The 18,705-nt window shown below is 61.9% G+C and carries 14 protein-coding genes (1 of these 14 cut by a window edge); 6 read left to right on the forward strand and 8 right to left on the reverse strand.

Features of this window, described 5'->3' with window-relative positions; translation table 11 throughout:
- Positions 1–1,726, forward strand: the 3' portion of a protein-coding gene (locus PR017_RS13565) for a M23 family metallopeptidase (RefSeq protein ID WP_111220009.1). Its footprint begins 224 nt before the window's first position; 1,726 of the gene's 1,950 nt are visible here — the last part of the coding sequence; the start codon falls outside the window, past its left edge; its stop codon occupies positions 1,724–1,726.
- A 12-nt stretch (positions 1,727–1,738) separates the two neighbouring features.
- Here the strand turns inward: PR017_RS13565 and PR017_RS13570 are convergent, their stop codons facing one another.
- Positions 1,739–1,957 (reverse strand): tautomerase family protein, encoded by a 219-nt coding sequence (locus PR017_RS13570; protein WP_111220008.1) that lies wholly within the window; start codon positions 1,955–1,957, stop codon positions 1,739–1,741.
- A gap of 74 nt (positions 1,958–2,031) precedes the next feature.
- Positions 2,032–2,772, reverse strand: a complete 741-nt coding sequence (locus PR017_RS13575; protein ID WP_111220007.1) for an SDR family oxidoreductase — start codon at positions 2,770–2,772, stop codon at positions 2,032–2,034.
- A gap of 98 nt (positions 2,773–2,870) precedes the next feature.
- Here PR017_RS13575 and PR017_RS13580 point away from each other — a divergent pair, with 98 nt between their 5' ends.
- The 4 genes from PR017_RS13580 (at position 2,871) to PR017_RS13595 (ending at position 6,888) form a co-directional block, all read left to right on the forward strand.
- A complete protein-coding gene (locus PR017_RS13580; RefSeq protein ID WP_111220006.1) occupies positions 2,871–3,764 on the forward strand; it encodes a LysR family transcriptional regulator in 894 nt (297 codons plus the stop codon).
- A 112-nt stretch (positions 3,765–3,876) separates the two neighbouring features.
- Complete coding sequence (gene hisC / locus PR017_RS13585) at positions 3,877–4,953, forward strand: histidinol-phosphate transaminase (protein ID WP_111220004.1); 1,077 nt, start codon at positions 3,877–3,879, stop codon at positions 4,951–4,953.
- Positions 4,954–5,170: 217 nt separating this feature from the next.
- Positions 5,171–6,406 carry an MFS transporter gene (locus PR017_RS13590; protein WP_240538976.1) on the forward strand — a complete coding sequence of 412 codons (1,236 nt, stop codon included), beginning with the start codon at positions 5,171–5,173 and terminating at the stop codon, positions 6,404–6,406.
- A 38-nt stretch (positions 6,407–6,444) separates the two neighbouring features.
- A complete protein-coding gene (locus tag PR017_RS13595; protein WP_161959324.1) occupies positions 6,445–6,888 on the forward strand; it encodes a GNAT family N-acetyltransferase in 444 nt (147 codons plus the stop codon).
- A 97-nt stretch (positions 6,889–6,985) separates the two neighbouring features.
- Here the strand turns inward: PR017_RS13595 and PR017_RS13600 are convergent, their stop codons facing one another.
- Complete coding sequence (locus PR017_RS13600) at positions 6,986–8,917, reverse strand: methyl-accepting chemotaxis protein (protein WP_111220000.1); 1,932 nt, start codon at positions 8,915–8,917, stop codon at positions 6,986–6,988.
- 607 nt (positions 8,918–9,524) lie between these two features.
- On the opposite strand from PR017_RS13600, the gene PR017_RS13605 reads away from it, so the two are divergent.
- Positions 9,525–9,857: a hypothetical protein gene (locus PR017_RS13605; RefSeq protein WP_111219998.1), complete on the forward strand. Its 333-nt coding sequence runs from the start codon at positions 9,525–9,527 to the stop codon at positions 9,855–9,857.
- A 150-nt stretch (positions 9,858–10,007) separates the two neighbouring features.
- Here PR017_RS13605 and clpB read toward each other — a convergent pair whose 3' ends face one another.
- The 5 genes from clpB to ptsP all read right to left on the reverse strand — a co-directional run bounded on the left by clpB (position 10,008) and on the right by ptsP (position 18,656).
- Complete coding sequence (gene clpB / locus PR017_RS13610) at positions 10,008–12,608, reverse strand: ATP-dependent chaperone ClpB (RefSeq protein WP_111219996.1); 2,601 nt, start codon at positions 12,606–12,608, stop codon at positions 10,008–10,010.
- Between the two features lie 230 nt (positions 12,609–12,838).
- Positions 12,839–13,711: a DUF4167 domain-containing protein gene (locus tag PR017_RS13615; protein WP_111219994.1), complete on the reverse strand. Its 873-nt coding sequence runs from the start codon at positions 13,709–13,711 to the stop codon at positions 12,839–12,841.
- Between the two features lie 341 nt (positions 13,712–14,052).
- Positions 14,053–14,925, reverse strand: coding sequence for a peptide chain release factor N(5)-glutamine methyltransferase (gene prmC, locus PR017_RS13620; RefSeq protein WP_111219992.1), 873 nt, complete (start codon positions 14,923–14,925; stop codon positions 14,053–14,055).
- On the reverse strand, positions 14,922–16,001 hold the full coding sequence (gene prfA / locus PR017_RS13625) for a peptide chain release factor 1 (protein ID WP_111219990.1): 1,080 nt from the start codon (positions 15,999–16,001) through the stop codon (positions 14,922–14,924). The genes prmC and prfA overlap by 4 nt, the downstream gene beginning before the upstream one ends.
- 387 nt (positions 16,002–16,388) lie before the next feature.
- The gene (ptsP, locus tag PR017_RS13630; RefSeq protein WP_111219988.1) at positions 16,389–18,656 is read right to left on the reverse strand and encodes a phosphoenolpyruvate--protein phosphotransferase; all 2,268 of its coding nucleotides are present in this window, start codon (positions 18,654–18,656) and stop codon (positions 16,389–16,391) included.
- Positions 18,657–18,705 lie beyond the last annotated feature (49 nt).

The following is an 18,705-nucleotide window of genomic DNA, read 5'->3' on the forward strand; positions in this document are numbered from 1 at the left end:
CGGCAACCGCGGCGACGGCGACGCATCCGTGACGCGCGGCGGACGGCTGGTGGCCACGCAGGTCGCTGCCAAGCCCGCCGACCGCAGCATTCTCGAAGTCTCGACAGTCGTGCGCGACGGCGACAAGGATGTGGTGCGCCGCCAGCCCTTTGCCCATGTGAAGATGCAGCTGGCCGCCACCCATGCCACCTCGGAGAGCTACCCGGCCTTCGATCCGCTGGCAATCTTTGCCACCGACGACAAGTTGCCGGCTGCCGTCAACCATACCGGCGCTCTTTATGGATCGGACGTCGAATCCGAAGTCAGCCTGAAGACGGTGCCCTTTCCGGTCAAGGGCACACCCTTTAACCTTGCGCCGGCGATGTCGCTGGACGAGGTCGAGGAAAACGTCCGCTCGAACGGCTCGATCCTGACAGACGCCAACACCCAGCTTTCGGCACTCTATTATGTCGACCCGCGCCGCTTTGCGACCGACGAAGGCGATGTCGACCTGACGGCGGGGCTTGCCGCCCGCATCGTCGAGGAGAACATGTCCGTTTCGGTGCCCGAACAGGTGACGCCGAATACGCCTGAATATGCCGACGACATCATCCCCGTGCGCCAGACGACCGCCATCGAGGCCGCCCTCACCGCTGCCGGCTATCCGCCGACCGATGCGAGCACGGTCGCCGGCAGCATCGAGCCGCTCTACGGCGCACCGGTCGTCAATGCCGGGGACGTCTTGCGGATCGGCATCCTGCAGACCGGCGAGCGCGCCAAGATTATCCGCGCCAGCCTTTATCATGGCACCAAGCACGCGCTGACCGTCGCCCTCGACGACAGCGGCCGTTTCGTCGCCGGCAGCGAACCGCCGCTGCTCGACGCAATCGCCTCCGCTTTCGACAACGACACGGCACCTGTGGCCGCCGGGCGCGACCTGCCGCGCGTCTATGACGGGATCTATCGGGCAGGTCTTGCCTATGGAATGACCCGCGAGATGCTGTCGCAGATCATCAAGCTGCTTGCTAGCAATGTCGACTTCCAGGCTCAGCTGAAACCGACGGACATGCTGGAGGCGTTCTTCTCTGTCGTCAACGGCAAGGGCCAGGCGACTTCGGATTCGGAACTTCTCTACGTCAACGCCCGGTTCGGCGACACCGTGACCCGTTTCTACCGCTTCGAGGACCCGGACGACCATTCGATCGACTATTTCAACGAGGACGGCAAAAGCATCCGCCAGTTCCTGCTGCGCAACCCGGTGCCGACAGGCGTCTTCACCTCGGGCTTCGGCATGCGCCGCCATCCGATCCTCGGCTTTGCCCGCATGCACACCGGCGTCGACTGGGCAGGCCCGCGCGGCACGCCGATCATCGCCGCCGGCAACGGTATTGTTGAGAAGGCCGGCTGGGATTCCGGCGGATTTGGCAACCAGACGCTGATCCGCCACGCCAACGGCTATGTCTCCTCCTACAATCACCAGAGCGCCATCGCCAAGAACGTCGTGCCCGGCGCAAAGGTGGTGCAGGGCCAGGTGATCGGTTTCATCGGCTCGACCGGCATGGCGACCGGCGCCCATCTGCACTACGAACTGATCGTCAACGGCACCAAGGTCGATCCGCTGCGCATCCGCCTGCCCGGCGGCAAATCGCTGGACGGCACCGCACTTGCAAAATTCGAGGACGAGCGCAAGCGCATCGACACCCTGCTGTCGGACGAAAAGGCCAAGCAGGTGGCAAGCCGCGGCTAGGTTGCCGATGTGTCAGGCCCGCTCCTCGGCCCGATAGGCGTGCGGAACGACGAAGACCTCGTCGGCACGACCATAGCCGCCATCCGGCACTGTCTCGATCAGCACCATGGTGTGCGGTCGCGCGGCTTCGCTGAAATAGGACACCAGCAGATCCGTTGTCCGATGAATGAGGTCTTCCTTCTGGGCTTTTGAGAGTGCGCCCTCGGGCAGCTTGAAATTGGCAAATGGCATGGGAATTTCCTTTTGGATGAAGACGCTTGGCGGCTGGCAGGGCCCTCGGCATGGCAAGCTCGCCGTTTCAATATTCAGATCGCTCCCCCATTGGCGCGGATGACCTGGCCGTTGACCCAGCCGCTATCGGGACCGGACAGGAACGAGACGAGGCTGGCGATATCGTCTGGCTGGCCGAGCCGGCCGAGAGGGATCGTGCCGGTGATGGCCTTCACCAGCGCGTCGCTTTTGCCCGTCATGAAGAGATCGGTTTCGACAGGTCCGGGCGCCACGGCGTTGACGGTAATGCCCTTCGGTCCGAGTTCCTTGGCAAGAATGTGCGTCATTGCCTCGACCGCGGCCTTGGTGGCGGCGTAGATTGCGTAGTTCGGCTGGTAGAGACCGACGACGCTAGACGAGAAGCTGATGATCCGGCCGCCTTCGCGCAGACGCCGAGCCGCCTCGCGCATACCGCGGAAAACACCTCCTATATTGACCGAGATCATGCGCTCGAACGCGGGATCGTCGACGTCGGCAAGCGGAGACAGCGTCATGATGCCGGCATTGTTGACGAGGATGTCGACCTTGCCGAATTCTTTTTCGGCGGCACCGAACAAGGTGCTCATGCCATCTGCTGCGCCAATATCGGCGCCGACCGCGATTGCCCGCCCGCCCGCGGCAGCGATGGTGGCGACGACCTCGTCCGCAGCCTGGCGGCCGCTGGCATAATTGACGACGACGGCGACACCATCGCGGGCAAGCCGTCGGGCAATGGCGGCGCCGATACCCTTGGAAGCACCGGTGATGATGGCGGTGCGGGAATGTTGATCTGTCATTGTTGGTCTCCTTCTGATGAGGAGACAATACGCCGGCGAGAAAATAGAACAATCACCGCTGATTTGACATCTCTATTCGGCTGTGATGAACAAGTTGGATGGATCGTCTGGATCGCCTGCAATTGTTCGTCCGCATTGTCGAGCGCCGCAGCTTCACCGCTGCTGCGGCCGATAGCGGTCTCGCACGCTCGACCGCGACCGAGGCGATCAAGCAGCTGGAAGCCGATATCGGCGCCAGACTGCTGGAACGCACCACACGCCATGTGATGCCGACGCTGGACGGCGAGGCCTTTTACCATCGCTGCCTGTCGATCCTGTCGGATGTCGAGGCGGCGGAAAACGCCTTCCGTGAAGACCGTCCGCGCGGCCTGTTGCGTATCGACGCCAATGCGCAGGTCACCCGCACCTTTCTTTTGCCGCACCTGCCGGAATTCCTGGAGCGCTACCCGCTGATCGACCTGCATCTGGGACAGGGAGACCGGATGGTCGATCTACTGCGCGACGGGGTCGATTGCGTCATTCGTGCCGGCGAACCTTCCGACAGCGGCATGATCATGCGCCGGCTTGCCCTCGTCGAGGAAGTGACTTGCGCCAGCCCCGCCTATCTCAAGGCGCACGGGGTGCCAACCTCGCCGGACGGGCTAGACGGCCACGTGATGATCGGTTTCCTTTCGTCCCGATCCGGGGAGGTCATGCCGCTGGAATTTACCGACGGCGGCAAGAAGCGCGAGATCCACCTGCCGACCCGCGTAACCACCAACAGTTCCGACACCATGCATGAACTTGCCCGCATGGGACTGGGACTGGTGCAGGCGCCGCGCTATCGCTTCCGGCAGGATTTCGAAGAGGGTGCGCTGGTTGAGGTGCTGAAGGACTTTTCTCCGAGTCCGACGCCCTATTTCGCGCTCTACCCGCAAAACCGCCAGCTGGCGCCAAGGCTGCGCGTCTTTCTCGCCTGGGCGACAGCAATTTTTGCGGAAGCAAAACTGTGACCGGAAAGCTGACTGGCGCATCCGCCCGCTCCTGTCGATGAACGGAGGGCAGGTCGTTGCCTTCAGCCGTAGAGTTTGCAAGATTGGTGCCATCATCACCCGGGGAAAACAAATGAGCCGATTCTGGAGCCCCATCGTCTCGACATTGACCCCTTATGTTGCCGGCGAACAATCGACGATCCCCGGTCTGGTAAAGCTGAACGCCAACGAAAGCGCCTATGGGCCTTCGCCTGACGTGGCGGTGGCAATTGCCGCGCAGCTGGACGGTTCGTTGCGGCTCTATCCCGACCCGACATCCCGCCGCCTGCGCACCGCGATTGCCGATAGCTACGGTTTCGAGCCCGACCGCGTGTTTGTCGGCAATGGCTCCGATGAGGTGCTGGCGCATATCTTCAAGGCGCTGCTGAAACACGATGCGCCGCTGCTCTTTCCGGATATCACCTATAGCTTCTACACCACCTATTGCCGGCTGTTCGACGTCACCTACCGCGAAATTCCGCTCGACGAGGCCATGTCGGTGCGGATCGACGACTTCCGGCAAGCCTGCGGCGCGATCATCCTGCCCAACCCGAACGCACCCACCGGTACTGCCCTGCCGCTGGGCGAAATCGAGAGGTTGCTGCTCGAACACCCCGATCAGGTCGTGGTAATCGACGAAGCCTACGTGGATTTTGGCGGAGACAGCGCGGTTCCGCTGGTCGATCGCTATCAAAACCTGCTGGTCGTGCAGACGTTTTCGAAATCCCGCAGCCTTGCCGGCCTTCGCGTCGGCTTTGCAATCGGCCAGAGGCCGCTGATCGACGCGCTGGAACGGGTGCGCGACAGCTTCAACTCCTACCCGCTCGACAGGCTGGCGGAGGCAGGCGCCATCGCAGCCTGGGAAGACCAGGCCTGGTTCGAAACGCACAGCAACATGATCGTCGCCAGCCGCGAACGTCTGGCAGCGGCGTTGCGCGCGCTTGACTTCGCGGTGCTCCCCTCCTCGGCAAACTTCCTGTTCGTCACGCATCCGGCGCGCACGGCCAGCGATCTTCTCGCCGAACTCAGGCAAAGATCCCTGCTCGTCCGGCACTTTGCAAAGCCCCGCATCGAAAACTATCTGCGCATCACGATCGGCACCGATGCCGAATGCGACCTTCTGGTGGATGTGCTCGACGAGATCCTGTCAGAACCGCCCATCGATCAATAGCGGCCGCCGTTGACGATCTCAGGATTTATGCCTAGCTTGGGCATCATGAAAGCTGCGACGTTTTTTCAGGTGGTGAGTGCGCGCATGGGCAGGATGGCATAGCCATTCGGCGGAAGCACCCATGCGCGACGAACAGGCTCCCGACGGGGCCTTTTTTTATGCCCGAAATCTGGCTGCGCCCCGTCGATCCCTTTCATCCCACCGACAGGACCGAACGATGACAGCCGCATCACCGGACAATACGCTCAGACACCCGTCTGCATCTGATACTGCCAGCCAGACGCCCGCCACGCCCCCGCTGCTCTCGCTGATCTTGCTGACGGCGCTCTCGGTCGTGCCCGTGAACATGATCCTGCCATCGCTGCCGCACATCGCCGCAGAGTTTCACGCCAGTTCCGCTGTCGTCAGCCTTTCCGTTGCCGGCTATGCTGTTGTCACGGCTTTGATCGAGATCGTTTCCGGTGCAATCTCGGATCGATACGGGCGGAGGCCCGTCGCCCTGACGGCAAATTTGGTCTTCATCGCGGCATCGATCGGTTGCGCTGTCGCCACGGATATCGTCGCCTTCATGATTTTCAGAGCTCTGCAGGCATCGATAGCCGCCTGCTTTTCGATAGCCCTCGTCATCATCAAGGAGACCTCGGGCGGACATGCGACGGCCAGCCGGTTTGGTTACCTCGCGATGGGATGGGCGCTTGCTCCGATGCTCGCACCCGTCGTCGGCGGATCGCTGGATGCGGCATTCGGGTGGCGGGCGATCTTCCTCACGCTGGCAACGGCCGGTTTCGCCGTCCTCGTCCTCAGCCTGATGACGCTGCCGGAAACGGCAGACCGAGCCCGCAGGTCGCACAGTAGCGCGGCCGGCTATCTCCGGCTCATCCGTTCGTCCGCATTCTGGTGCTATGCACTTTGCATGGCGGCATCCATGGGGACGCTCTATGTCTTTCTCGCAGGCGCCCCTGTTGCCCTCGGTCCCTTGCTTGGCGGCTCGACCGCGAAACTGGGCCTCTCCATGGGTATTGTCCCGGCCGGCTTTATGCTCGGCAGCTTGCTTGCCGGTCGTTACGCTTCGAGGATGTCGCTCGGCACCGTCCTCGTCACGGCGCGGACGCTAACCTGTGCCGGCCTGCTGCTCGGTCTCGGCCTTGCGCTCATCGACGCCGGCAACGCTCTTGCGCTTTTCGGACCCTGCATGTTCATCGGCATCGGCAACGGGCTGACCATGCCCGCCGCCAACAGCGGCGTGCTTTCCGCCCATCCCGACCATGCCGGTACCGCAGCAGGACTGGCGGCAGCCCTCAGCATCGGCGGTGGCGCCCTGATCGTCTCGCTCGGAGGACCGTTTATCGCAGGCTGCAATGCCATCCCTCTGTCCTTTGCCATCATGCTCGTGCCCGCAGGCATGGCGCTGCTGGCCGCAATCTGCGCCAAATTTCTCGGAGAACGGGGATAGAGTAATAGAAAATGAAGAACCGAAGGGAGAACCACCGAATGCAAATCTTGCGCCTCAGAGACAATCCAGCCTTCGCAGATGCGGTTGCCGATCGCAGCTGGAACGCCTGGTGGACGGAGACGGGGGTCACGCTGGCGCAATATCGCGCCCACCTGGACCCGATGATCGAGAACGACGGCATTCCCTTTTGCCTCATCGCCGAAGAGGGCGGCGTGTATATCGGCTCGGTGCTGGTGATTGAAAACGATCTGGATGCCCGCCCGGACTATACCCCGTGGATCGCAGCCTTATGGGTCGAGCCGCAGGCAAGAAAACGAGGAGCCGCCACTCGGCTGATCGCCGCCGCGCGTGCCAAAGCAGCAAAATGGGGAAAAGACAGCTGCTATCTCTGCGCAACGCCGGAGATGGACGGCTTTTACCTCGGGCTGGGCTTCGAGCCGATCGAGACGGATATCTCCGGACTGAATATCTTCCGGATCTAGCTTACAGACCGGCAGGCGAGACCGCCTCGCGGCCGCATCTCACCTCGGTGATCACAGCCGGTCGGCCCTTCGCGGGCTTTCCGGCTGTCGTCGTCTATCAGAACTCCTCCCAGCTTTCCTTGACGGCGGCATTGCTGGAGAAAGCCTTGGCTACCTGGCCTGCAAGACGCCGGGCGGGGGATGGTACCGGCCGATGTGCCGGGGCCGCCGCCATGGCACGGGGCCCATGACCGGACGTGCCACCGAGCTGGAACTGTGAAATAAGCTCCCGCAACTTGCCGCTTTCGCTGGCAAGCGTCGCGCCTGCAGCACTTGTTTCCTCGACCATTGCCGCGTTTTGCTGGGTCACCTGGTCCATCTGGTTGACGGCGGTGTTCACCTCGCCCAGGCCGACCGACTGTTCGCGCGCCGATGTGGCGATAGAATCCATGTGCTGGTTGACGGTGACGATATAGCCTTCGATTGTCCGCAGGGCGCTGCCGGTATCGCTCACAAGCTTGACGCCGCTCTGCACGTCTGTGCTCGAGTTACGGATCAGGTCCTTGATTTCCTTGGCAGCCTTGGCCGACCGCTGGGCGAGTTCGCGGACTTCCTGTGCGACGACGGCAAATCCCTTGCCTGCCTCGCCGGCACGGGCGGCTTCGACGCCAGCGTTCAGGGCAAGCAAGTTCGTCTGGAATGCGATTTCATCGATAACGCCGATGATGTTCGAGATCTCGTTCGACGATTGCTCGATCTTCTGCATCGCCTCCACGGCATTGGCGACGACCTTGCCGGACTGTGCAGCGCTTTCGTTCGCCAGCATGGCGATCTGGCGGGCTTCTTCGGCACGCTTGGAAGAATTGCTGACATTGACGGTAATCTGGTCGAGGGCAGCGGCCGTTTCTTCCAGGGAAGCTGCCTGTTGCTCGGTGCGCTTCGACAGGTCGTCGGCGCTGACGCTGACTTCGCGACTGCCGGTATCGATCCCGCTCGTTGCCTGGGCGACAGCCCGCAAGGTTTCGGCAAGCTGCTGTACGGCGGCGTTGAAGTCTTCCCGCAGGCTTTCGAACTCGGGTGCGAACTTGCTGGCAAGCTGGAAGGTCAAGTCGCCGCTGGCGAGGTGCTTAAGGCCTTCGCCAAGCCCGGATGTCGCCTCGGCCATGGATTCGGCCTTGATACGCTCGGCTTCACTGCTCTTGCGGCGTTCCTGTTCGGTCAGGCTGCGATTGGTATCGACATCCTGCGCAAGCCGGATGCGCTCTACGGCATTCTCCTGGAAGACACCGACGGCATCCGCCATCTGGCCGATTTCGTCCTTGCGACCAATACCGGGAACGACCACGCCAGTTTCGCCGGCGGCAATCCTCTTCATCGTCGCATTGATGCCGGAAACCGGCCGAACCAGGCCGATATTCAGAAGATACATGCCGAGTACAGCGACGAACAGCATTGAGCCGCCGCCCACATAGATAGCCATTTGCGCCGTGGCGGCAGCATTCTCCGAAAGCGACGCGCGCTTGACGAGGAGAGCCTGCTCGTCTGCCGCCATCTCTTTTACTTTTGCCCGGATACCATCCATGGTCTGCTTGCCTGCACCGGAAATCTCGATCTGGCGGGCCTGCTCATAGGTCGCAGGATCTTTCACGAGCAAGGTTTCGGGCTCGACCACCTTTTGCGTCCAGGTCTTCACCAATATGTCGAGATCGTCGAGACGACGTTGCTGGACAGGATTATCGGAAGTGAGAGCCCGGAGCTGTGCCAGGTTGTCTGCGTACGCTGTAGCACCGGCCTTCTGGGGTTCCAGGAAGTTGGGGTTAGAGGAGATGACATAGCCGCGCATGCCGGTTTCCTGATCCACCATGGCTGCGACGACACCCTCGAGCCGCGCCAGGACCTTGTAGGTATGCTCGGTCCAGCTCGACGCCTGCTGCTGTGTCGCTATCGAATTTCCGCTGATCGCACTCACGGCGACATTGATGGCCATCAGCACCACAAGGGTGACTGAGATTTTGTAGAGTATTTTGAGGTTGTTAAAGTACGTCAGCATCGGGTCGCTATCCTCTGGCGGCTTTGGTTGGCGTTTTCACGCATTCTATTGTTGGTGAACAATGGATCCATCCCCACAGAGATCGTCCAGCACGGTTTTGAAAGGATTTTCAGTCTGTTTTCATTCAGAAAATCCACCGGATTGCCGCCGAAACACAAATAATCTGCATCCTGGTCCCCGAGCGCACGACGGCGACGCTTGTCAAGGCGCGCAAGTAAAAATCAGGATGAAGAAGAAGAGATCGAGCTTTGCGGAGACGATATAGCGATGAAGAGGAGATTTATCCGATTACAGGGGATCATGCTGCAGATCAGCTTCATGACTCCCGGCAAGAGGCGACATCATGTCATCTCGACTGGCCTGTCCGGTAATTGTAGAAAATAGGAGGCATTGGTTAATTTACGCTAAACTGCAAGTTTAAAACAAATAGCCGATGATTTTGTATTTCGGGGCTCACCATGCCTCTAGCGGCGGGTGAAGCAAAAGGCCTTTGTGGTGAGTTCAGTCGTCCCTGCCACCACCACCCGGAGAACAAAAGGGGGAGCCTCGCGGCCCTCAGAGCCCGTCTTTAATCAACTCCACCTCGATCCTACGCTCGGAAAACCGCGTGCTCAACAACTTCAGCTGGCTGTCGACAGCGGTGGAAACGGCACGTCACGTGGTTGCTACGAAGTTGCAATCGAGTATCTTCCTGCCTCAGACCACTGAAGTGTCAGAATGGAGTCCGATGACAAACTCTCGTAAGGATCTGTTTTTTGCTCTGGCCATGATCGTTGCCGGCACAGCAGCATTTTTCCTTTTCCTCTACCTCGCCGGCATCGATCCCGATGAGCAATCACTGGGCGTGATGGAATGGGTCATCGCCGGAATTCTCATCGGACCCGGCTTTGGTTATCTCCTGAAGTGGAGTAGCAAGCGGGGTAAGAAGAATGACGGTTAGACCCAGGCTTCAACTAGCGGTGGGAGAGCGCCCGCTTGCCGCGAACTGGATCGCCAACAACTGATTTTCACGCCGAAAGATTGTCGCGCCGCAAAGTAAGGGGCCAGCCTTGCGGCCAGCCCCCAATATTCTTCTGCAATCCGCAAACCCTTACGCCGCCTGCGGGACCGCCTCACGGGGACGGAACTGGAGACGGTCGGTGCCGCTCGTGACCTTCACCAGCGAGTTGTCCGGCACCTGTCCCGACAGGATCTGCTCGGCGAGCGGATCCTGGACGTATTTCTGGATCGCCCGTTTCAGCGGACGCGCGCCGTAGACCGGGTCGTAGCCCTTGTCGGCCAGCCAGCTGCGTGCATCGTCGTCGAGCTCCAGCGTGATCTTGCGCTCGGAGAGCAGCGTGATCAGCCGCTTCAGCTGGATGTCGACGATCGCTCCCATTTCGTTCCGCTTCAGGCGGTGGAACAGGATGATCTCGTCGATCCGGTTGAGGAACTCCGGCCGGAAATGGCTGCGGACCTCGCCCATGACCAGTTCGCGCACCGCCTCGCTGTCATCGTTCTCGCCGAGCTTGGTCAGGTAATCCGACCCGAGGTTCGACGTCATGATGATCATCGTGTTACGGAAATCGACCGTCCGGCCCTGCCCGTCCGTCAGGCGCCCGTCATCCAGAACCTGGAGCAGGACGTTAAAGACGTCCGGATGGGCCTTCTCGATCTCGTCGAACAGCACGACCTGATAGGGCCGGCGACGAACGGCTTCGGTCAGCGACCCGCCTTCCTCGTAGCCCACATAGCCGGGAGGTGCGCCGATCAGCCTGGATACGGAGTGTTTCTCCATATATTCCGACATATCCATCCGCACCATGGCGCTGTCGTCGTCGAACAGGAAGCGGGCCAGCGCCTTGGTCAGCTCCGTCTTGCCGACGCCGGTCGGCCCGAGGAAGATGAACGAGCCGAGCGGCCGGTTCGGGTCCTGAAGACCGGCGCGGGCGCGACGGACGGCGCGCGATACGGCTTGCACCGCATCGCCCTGCCCGACTACCGATTTCGCCAGCTCGTCCTCCATGCGCAGAAGCTTGTCCTTGTCGCCTTCGAGCATCTTTTCGGTCGGGATGCCGGTCCAGCGCGAGACGATATGGGCGATGTTGTCGGCGGTCACCACCTCCTGCACCATCGCATTCTGCGTGTGATCCTGGGCTTCGGCCTCCGTCAGATCCTTTTCGAGACCCGGGATGACGCCATAGGCAAGCTCGCCAGCGCGCTGGAATTCACCCTTGCGCTGGGCAATCGCCAGTTCGTTGCGGGCTTCATCGAGCTGCTTCTTGAGGTCGGCCGCAAGGCCGAGCTTGGACTTTTCCGCCTGCCAGCGGGCAGTCAGCGCATCGGCCTGCTCCTCGAGGTTGGTGAGCTCCGTTTCAAGCCGCACCAGCCGGTCGGCCGAGGCCACGTCGGTTTCCTTCTTCAGCGCCTCGCGCTCGATCTTCAACTGGATGACGCGACGATCGAGTTCGTCGAGTTCCTCCGGCTTGGAATCCACCTGCATGCGCAGCCGCGCTGCCGCCTCGTCCATCAGGTCGATGGCCTTGTCGGGCAGGAAGCGGTCGGTGATGTAGCGGTTCGACAGGGTCGCTGCCGCCACCAGGGCCGCGTCGGCTATGCGCACCTTGTGATGCTGCTCGTATTTCTCCTTGAGCCCGCGCAGGATCGAGATGGTGTCCTCGACCGTCGGCTCGCTGACCATGACCGGCTGGAAACGACGGGCCAGCGCCGGGTCCTTCTCGACATGCTTGCGGTATTCGTCGAGCGTCGTGGCACCGACGCAATGCAGCTCTCCACGCGCCAGCGCCGGTTTCAGAAGGTTGGAAGCGTCCATCGCCCCGTCGCCCTTGCCAGCGCCGACCAGCGTGTGCATCTCGTCTATGAACAGGATGATCTCGCCGTTTTCCGACTGCACTTCGTTGAGCACGGCCTTCAGCCGCTCCTCGAATTCGCCCCTGAATTTCGCACCGGCAATCAGCGCGCCCATGTCGAGCGCCATCAGCTTCTTTTCCTTCAGCGATTCCGGCACATCGCCGTTGACGATGCGCAGCGCCAGGCCTTCGACGATCGCCGTCTTGCCGACGCCGGGCTCGCCGATCAGCACCGGATTGTTCTTGGTGCGACGCGAGAGAACCTGGATCGTGCGACGGATTTCGTCGTCACGGCCGATGACGGGATCGAGACGGCCTTCGCGGGCCTCGGCAGTCAGATCGCGGGCATATTTCTTCAGTGCCTCGTAGCTGTTTTCGGCATTCGAAGAATCGGCGGTGCGCCCCTTGCGGATCTCGTCAATAGCTTTGTTGAGGCCTATGGGCGTGACCCCGGCATTCTTCAGCGTCGTCGATGTGGAGGCGCTCGATTCCATCGCCAGCGCCTGCAGCAGACGCTCGACGGTGACGAAACTGTCGCCTGCCTTCTTGGCAAGATCTTCGGCTGTCGTGAAAACCTTGGCCAGCGGCTGCGCCAGGTAGACCTGGCCATTGCCGCCCGAAACCTTCGGAATTTTCGCGAGGGCCGCGTCATTAGCAAGTTTGGCCGCCTTCGGGTCGCCGCCGGCACGCTGGATCAGCGAGGCAGCCATGCCCTGGTCGTCGTCGAGCAGGACCTTGAGCACGTGCTCGGCAGTGAATTGCTGATGATCCTGGCCAAGTGCGTTGGTCTGGGCAGACTGCAGAAAACCGCGCAGCCGTTCTGAGTATTTTTCGATATCCATCTTAGAACCTCCATGGATCGCCCTGCCCGCTTTTCGGCACAGAACGAGAGTGAGAGAAGACCCCCTGAAAAGGCAGATCCCGGTGCCGCATCCGTCAGGGACGGTGCCGCAGCCGAAGAACATATGGGTGGGAAATTACGCTGTTTAAAGGGTGCTGAAAACGAAAATACCCCGGATGAACCGGGGTATCTTGATGTGTATCAATTCCATGCGCGAAGAGGCGAAAATGCCTATTCGGAGCCGACGTCCGCAAGGTTAGGGGCGTCGTTTCCGCCTTCGCCGGGAGCATCGCCATCGGTGAGGCGCGGGCGGCGCGGACGGCCGGCAGCGCGACGACGCGGCTGGCGCGGCTCCTCGGTGCCCTGGGCTTCCTCGATGGCCACTTCGGCTGGCGTGCCGACGATTTCTGGCTGAGGGCCGGTACCGTCGTTGGCGGCAGCGGGAGCTGCGGCCGGCGTGCGTGGCGTGTAGACGCGCGGCGTGCGTGGCTGGCGCGGCGCCCGCTGGACTTCGGCCTGCGGCTGCGGTTGATCGCCCTCGCCAGCCGTTGCATCCTGCTGAACCGGAGCCGGCTGCGGCGCAGGGCTCTGCTGCTGGCTGGCGACAGGACCGTGGGCCGGTTGCTGCGGCATCGACTGCTGCGGCGCATTGCGGCTCTGCATCGAAGGCGCGATCATTGGCTGATCGTCCATCTCGTTGCCGTCCATATCGTCCATGTCGCGCTCGTTGCCGTCGCGATCATTGAAATCCTGCCTGTCTTCGCGCTGGAAGCGTTCCTGCATCTGCGCCTGTGCGGCTGCGATGATGCGGTAGTAGTGCTCAGCGTGCTGAAGATAGTTTTCCGCCATGACGCGGTCGCCGGAAGAGTGGGAATCGCGAGCCAGTGTCGAATATTTCTCGGCGATGTGCTGGGCGGTACCACGGATCTTCACATCGGGACCGGAACTGTCGTAAGTCCGGGTCAGGGGGTTCGATCCCTTCCGATTGAAGTTGCTGTTCTGGCTGTTATTGCTGCTGCCGCTGCTGCTGGGGTTTCCGCCGCCGCTGCCGCCGCCGTTGTTGCCACGCCCTCGACCGCGCTTGTTCTGCTGTCCTGGCCTCATAGATCCTTCACCTGAATTCTCTTGTTGTGATAATTGCGCGCGGCACCCTGCCGCCATGGCCGGACAAACCGAGCCAGGGCCTGCGTGCCGCAAGCAGATCGGGTCTAACCCCCGTCTGCCGCTCGACTACGTCAGATTAACTGAATCACGCATCGGGTACGTTCAACCTTCAACACTCTTTCAAGAGAGCGGACCCCTGAGGCTGACCGGAACCCGAACGAATCTCCCATTCGTTTCCGGCTGCCCAACGCGTGAGCGCAACCTATATTGCTTCCCGGCTAAATCCAAGTCCTTTTCTTTAGCAGCATGATAAAGTAGGAAAGACTTGGTTTTTCAGCGTGTTATATACCTTTTGCGAAGATAAGGGCGCGGTCGTTGTGACCATAATCGCGCGCCGCTTCTATCAATCTGAACCCCGAGCCCTCGAACAAGCCGGTAACTGTCGGGCGCTGGTCATAACCGATTTCGAGACCGAGCACGCCGTCGTCGTGAAGAAATTGCGCAGCGTCCGCAGCGATTGCCCGGTAGGCATCGAGGCCATCCCGGCCGCCATCGAGCGCCGCCGTCGGATCGAAATCCCTGACCTCCGGAGCTAGCGTCTGCATAACGTCCGATACGATATAAGGGGGATTTGAGACGATTGCGTGAAACTGCCCCGAAATCGGCGTGAACCAGCTGCCCTCTGCAGTGCGGAACCGGTCGGCAAGGCCATTCCGTTCGGCATTCCCCCTGGCCGTCGCCAGTGCCTCGGCGGAGATATCACTGCCCAAACCCGTTGCATCGCGACATTCATGCAGCAGGGCGAGGCAGATGGCGCCGGTGCCCGTGCCCATGTCGAGAATATCGATGGTCCCGTGCACGTCGACCAGCCTGCGCAGATGCGGCAGGACGCTGTCCACCAGGATCTCGGTGTCCGCCCGGGGCTCCAGCGTCGCCGCCGACAGGCGCAGCGGCAGGCCGTAGAATTCCCGCTCGCCAAGAATGCGATACACCGGCTCATGGCGCAGGCGACGCGCGATGGCGTCCTCCAGACGCACGACCCCTTCGGCATCCACCGTTTGGTCGGAGCGAGTGACGATCTCGGTGAACGTCAGCCCGAACAGCCCGGATACCAGCACCTTGGCATCAGCAGCAGGATCGTCGAGACCCGCCTCGGCAAACCGGTTGCGGGTGGATACCTGCAATGCGCCGATTGTCTGGCCGGCGTCGCTCACATGCGATCCCCGAGCTGGGCAAGCTGGCTTGCCTGGTGATCGGCACGCAGTGCATCGACGACATCGTCGATCTCGCCTTCCATCATCCGGTCCAGCTTGTAGAGCGTCAGGTTGATGCGATGGTCAGTGATGCGCCCTTGCGGAAAATTATAGGTGCGGATGCGCTCCGAGCGGTCGCCGGAGCCGACCTGGCTCTTGCGGTCGGCCGAGCGCTCGTTGTCAACCCGCTGGCGCTCCATGTCGTAGAGCCTCGAGCGAAGCACCTGCATCGCCTTGGCGCGGTTCTGGTGCTGCGATTTTTCTGAACTGGTGACGACAATGCCAGACGGCATGTGGGTGATGCGAACCGCCGAGTCCGTCGTATTGACGTGCTGGCCACCGGCGCCCGACGAGCGCATCGTATCGATACGGATATCCTGCTCGCGCACTTCGATATCCACCTCTTCGGCCTCGGGCAGCACCGCGACGGTGGCTGCCGAGGTATGGATACGGCCGCCAGCCTCGGTGGCCGGCACACGCTGCACCCTGTGCACCCCGGATTCGAACTTGAGCTTGGAAAAAACGCCTTTGCCGGTGATCGTCGCGATCACTTCCTTGTAGCCGCCCGCTTCGCCATCGCTCGAGGAGAGAATTTCGACCTTCCAGCCGTTCACCGAGGCGAAACGCTCGTACATTCGGAACAGGTCGCCGGCAAACAGCGCCGCTTCGGAACCGCCGGTTCCTGCACGGATTTCGAGGATGGCGCTCTTCTCGTCGGCGGCATCCTTCGGCAGCAGCAGGATCTGGATCTCGGTCTCCAGCGTCTCGATACGCTCGCGCACGCCGGGCAGTTCCATGTCGGCCAGATCGCGCATCTCGCGGTCGACCGTCCTGTCGCCCAGCATCGCTTCGAGATCGGCCCGCTCGGCCGTCGCTTTTTCGTAGTCGCGGATCTTCATGACGACCGGCTGCAGCTCGGAATATTCGGACGCCAGCTTGACGTAGACATCCGCCGCCGGGCCTTCCGACATGCGCGCCTCGATCTCGCCGAACCGGCGCTCCAGCTCACGCATTTTTTCAACAGGAAGTGTAGCCACAGTCGAACTCCGAATTTTCCAGGACGCCCTGATGTCAGGCGCCGTTATCCATGGCGATTATCTGGCGGCCAGCCGTTGAACCGCACGTCTCGCCCCGATCCCCCCTCATTCCAGTGCTTGTCACAGGAATCCAGTGCGCCCAGTGCTAGGCGCGCAAGACCTCCCGATTACCGAGATAAGTCTTTTCACCACGCAAACGCGCCGTGGCTGGATTCCTGTGACAAGCACAGGAATGAGGGGAGAGCGTAGCGCCTTCCAAACACGCGCGAGAGCCAGACCGCGGGAACCAGGACCCTAGCTCCCCATGCCTGGCCCAGCCCTGAAAGGACGGGCAGAGCGCCTCTTACCTCTTTCCACCGCAGTCAGCAACAGAAGGCGCAAGAGCGGCTACAAGGGAATATTGTGGGTCAGGGCGAACTGCGCAAGGATGTCGCGCACCGAGAGCGTCGGGTTGCGGTCGTCCAATGCCTCTTCCATGACCGCCGCCAGCGCGCCGACATCGAGACCCAGCAGCATCGCCTTGACCGGCCCGATCGAGGCTGGCGACATCGACACCGAGCGGAAGCCGATGCCCATCAGCGCCATCGCCGAGATCGGCTTGCCGGCAAGCTCACCACACAGCGTCACCGGGGTCTTGTTGCGCTCGCCGGCGCGCACGATGTCCCGCAGGATGCGCAGGAAAGGCCGCCCCAGCGTGTCGAACCGGTCGGACACGCGGGCATTGCCGCGATCGACCGCCATGGAAAACTGGAAAAGGTCGTTGGAGCCGACCGAGACGAAATCGACGGCAGCCATGAGCTCGTCGAGTTGCCAGAGCAGCGCCGGCACTTCGAGCATGGCGCCGAACTGCAGCTTGCGAGGCAGCGCATGGCCGAAGCGCGACAGATGGTGGACTTCCTTCTGCAGCAGTTCGCGCACCGCCTTGATCTCGGAAACCTCCGTGACCATCGGCACCATCATCTTCAGTTCGCCGTCGGCGGCGGCCTTCAGCATGGCGCGCAGCTGGGTGCGCAACAGACCTGGCCTATCCAGCGAAAGCCGGATGGCGCGCCAGCCGAGTGCGGGGTTTTCTTCCTGATGCGCCCGGAAATAGGGCACGACCTTGTCGCCGCCGATATCCAGCGTGCGGAAGGTAACGACGTGGTCGCCCGCCTGCTTCAGGACATTGCGGTAGAACATTTCCTGCTCATCGGCCTTCGGCATCGTCGACGCGATCATGAACTGCAGCTCGGTGCGGAAAAGGCCGATGCCTTCGGCGCCGGATTCGGCCAATTGCGGAAGATCGACCAGCAGGCCGGCATTCATCAGCAGTGTGATGCGCTGGCCGTCCCGCGTGACCGGCTCGACGGCACGCAGCGCACGGAACTGCTCCTGGCGGCGGGCGCGGAACTTGACCTTCTCTTCATAGGACTTCAGGTGATCGGCCATCGGCCGCAGATGAACATGGCCCTCGTCGCCATCGATGATGACGGAATCGCCGTTTTCAGCCAGCGCCACGACGCCGGCCGCCTGTCCGACGACCGGAATGCCCATCGCCCGCGCGACGATGACGACATGGCTGGTGACGGCGCTGTCTTCCAGCACCAGGCCGCGAATGTTGTCGCGCGGATAGTCGAGCAGCTCGGCAGCCCCCATGGCGCGGGCGAAGATGACCGCGTCGTTGGGGAAACCATCCGTCGTGTTGCGGCCGGTATGGCCGGTCAGTTGCCGCAGCAGCCGGTTGGCCAGATCCTCGAAATCGTGCATGCGGTCGCGCAGGTACGGGTCGGTGAGCCGCATCATCCGCGCCTTCGTGTCGCTCTGCACTTTCTCGACCGCAGCCTCGGCCGTTAGGCCGTTGCGGATCGCCTCCTCGAGCTTGCGAACCCAGCCCTGGTCGTGGGCGAACATGCGGTAGGTTTCCAGCACCTCGCGGTGCTCCCCTTCCATCGACACGTCGCGACGCGACAGCATGTCGTCGATGGAAATGCGCAAGGAACCGAGGGCATCGGCCATGCGCGAAATTTCGTGGTCGGTGTCTTCGTTGAGCAGGTTTGTGACGACGACCCGCGGCTCGTGCAGCACGACATAGCCGAGGCCGATGCCTTCATTGTAGCTGTCGCCATCGATCGTGACCGAGCGTGTCAGGTCGAGTTCGAGGCCGGGCTTCGAGATCTTCTTGAGGTCGCCGGTGGCGATCATCTCGGCCAGCACCATGGCCGTCGTCTCGAGCGCTTCCAGCTCCTCGTCGCGGTAGGTGCGGCTGGCCTTGTTCTGCACGACGAGAACGCCGAGCGACCGGCCGGCCCGCAGGATCGGCACACCGAGGAAGGAGTGATAGATCTCTTCTCCGGTTTCCGGCAGATACCGGAAGGCCGGGTGGGACTGGGCGTCGGAGAGATTGAGAGATTGCGCCGAGGCAGCGATGGTGCCGACCAGGCCCTGGCCCATCTTCAACTGCGCAAGATGGACGGAATCCTTGTTGAGACCTTCGGTGGCATATAGCTCGAGCACGCCGTCTGCGCGCAGAACGTAGACCGAGCATACCTCCGCCACCATGTTGCTGGCGATCTGGCGAACGATCCGGTCTAGGCGATCCTGCGGTTCAAGCGGCTCCGCCATCAGCTCGCGCAGCCGCTTGAGCAGGACGCGCGGACCGCCGGAAAGGTCTCTCATTGCGTCACGCTCCCGAAAATCATGTCCACGCTGCAAAGGGTGTCACGAA

This window comes from Rhizobium tumorigenes, from assembly GCF_003240565.2.
Classification (GTDB): Bacteria; Pseudomonadota; Alphaproteobacteria; order Rhizobiales; family Rhizobiaceae; genus Rhizobium; species Rhizobium tumorigenes.

Bases quoted from the DNA above. Each gene is read 5' to 3' on its own strand.
- PR017_RS13580 (WP_111220006.1), top strand. From the start codon at position 2,871: ATGGATCGTCTGGATCGCCTGCAATTGTTCGTCCGCATTGTCGAGCGC.
- PR017_RS13570 (WP_111220008.1), bottom strand. From the start codon at position 1,957: ATGCCATTTGCCAATTTCAAGCTGCCCGAGGGCGCACTCTCAAAAGCC.
- PR017_RS13590 (WP_240538976.1), top strand. From the start codon at position 5,171: ATGACAGCCGCATCACCGGACAATACGCTCAGACACCCGTCTGCATCT.
- PR017_RS13615 (WP_111219994.1), bottom strand. From the start codon at position 13,711: ATGAGGCCAGGACAGCAGAACAAGCGCGGTCGAGGGCGTGGCAACAAC.
- ptsP (WP_111219988.1), bottom strand. From the start codon at position 18,656: ATGAGAGACCTTTCCGGCGGTCCGCGCGTCCTGCTCAAGCGGCTGCGC.
- clpB (WP_111219996.1), bottom strand. From the start codon at position 12,608: ATGGATATCGAAAAATACTCAGAACGGCTGCGCGGTTTTCTGCAGTCT.
- PR017_RS13595 (WP_161959324.1), top strand. From the start codon at position 6,445: ATGCAAATCTTGCGCCTCAGAGACAATCCAGCCTTCGCAGATGCGGTT.
- PR017_RS13600 (WP_111220000.1), bottom strand. From the start codon at position 8,917: ATGCTGACGTACTTTAACAACCTCAAAATACTCTACAAAATCTCAGTC.
- PR017_RS13575 (WP_111220007.1), bottom strand. From the start codon at position 2,772: ATGACAGATCAACATTCCCGCACCGCCATCATCACCGGTGCTTCCAAG.
- hisC (WP_111220004.1), top strand. From the start codon at position 3,877: ATGAGCCGATTCTGGAGCCCCATCGTCTCGACATTGACCCCTTATGTT.